Here is a 1,360-nt window from a genome sequence, read left to right as displayed (position 1 = left end):
CCTTGATGATGTGGACGCCCCCGCCCAGCGCCGGCAGCAATGGTGCTGACCCGGCGATTCGGATCGGGAGGAGCGCCCCATGGTGATCACGACGATTGGTCTGGACTTGGCGAAGAGCGTCTTTCAGGCGCATGGCATCGATGCGACCGGTGCGACGGTGTTGACGAAGAAGCTGCATCGCAAGCAGATGCTACCGTTCTTCTCGAAGCTTCCGCCGTGCCTGATCGGCGTGGAGGCCTGCGGCACGGCGCACCATTGGGCGCGAACGCTTTCGGCGATGGGCCATGAGGTTCGCTTGATCCCGCCGTCCTACGTCAAGGCTTTCGTCAAGCGCGGCAAGAGCGACGCCATCGACGCTGAAGCTATCTGCGAAGCGGTGCAGCGGCGAACGATGCAGTTCGTTCCCGTGAAGTCGGTCGACCAGCAGAGCATCCTCATGACCCACCGGGCCCGATCACTGCTTGTCCGCCAGCGAACATCGGTCGCCAACGCTTTGCGCTCGCACCTGGCCGAACTGGGGCTTGTCGCCAATCCCGGCATCGCCAATCTGGCGAGGCTCGCCGAGCAGGCGCTCGCTGACAGGGATGCGCTTCCATCCTTCGCCCGCGTAGCGCTGGCGATCATGCTGCGCCAGATCGTTGCCCTTGGGCAGGAGATCTCGGCGCTCGATCGCCAGATCGCTGCTTGGCATGTCGAGAGCGAAGCGAGCCGCAGGCTTGCCGCGATCCCTGGCCTGGGCGTCATCACCGCCACCGCAGTAGCAGCCACCGTCACCGATCCCGATCAGTTCCGCTCCGGCCGGCAGTTCGCAGCCTGGCTTGGCCTGACGCCGCAGCAGCAATCGACAGGCGGCAAGATGAGGCTGGGCGGCATCTCGAAGCAGGGAGACCGCTACCTCCGCCGATTGCTCGTCGTCGGCGCCACTGCCGTCATCCGTCACACGAAGGACAAACCGACACCCATGGCCGCCTGGATCAGGAAGCTCATGGAGAAGAAGCCCTTCAGGGTCGTGTCCATCGCGCTCGCCAACAAGCTTGCGCGGATTGCATGGGTGCTGCTGACGCGGAAGGAGACCTACAGGCCCTACCAGCTCGCAGCCTGAGCGACCGACAAAAGGAGCTGAACAGAATTGGTGACGGCAGTCGATGATGAGGGACGATCGAGCCAATGACGAGGCCAACCCGTCTGATTCAATGCGCGCCAGCAGCGCGTCATCTTGATAGGGACCTCGCCGGCGGATTTCCATCAGGGCCAGTGGCAAACATCACGCCGCACAAACAGGCCGGACATATGAAAGCAACCGATCAAATCATCTCGACAAAAAAGTCGTTGCCATAGGGGGCGTCCACATATGAATCAC

The 1,360-nt window shown here is 62.7% G+C and carries 1 protein-coding gene; it reads left to right on the top strand.

The window, feature by feature from the left end; translation table 11 throughout:
* Window positions 1-79: 79 nt before the first annotated feature.
* Complete coding sequence (locus C0456_RS20580; RefSeq protein WP_291056589.1) at window positions 80-1,102, top strand: IS110 family transposase; 1,023 nt, start codon at window positions 80-82, stop codon at window positions 1,100-1,102.
* The last annotated feature ends 258 nt before the right edge of the window (window positions 1,103-1,360 follow it).

The organism is Hyphomonas sp. (assembly GCF_013823385.1).
In the GTDB taxonomy this organism is placed as follows: Bacteria; Pseudomonadota; Alphaproteobacteria; order Caulobacterales; family Hyphomonadaceae; genus Hyphomonas.
Note: the sequence above shows the minus strand (reverse complement) of the source record. Positions and strands in the feature narration are given on the sequence as shown.

Excerpts from the sequence above, each read along its gene's own strand:
- C0456_RS20580 (WP_291056589.1), top strand. The coding sequence starts at position 80 with ATGGTGATCACGACGATTGGTCTGGACTTGGCGAAGAGCGTCTTTCAG.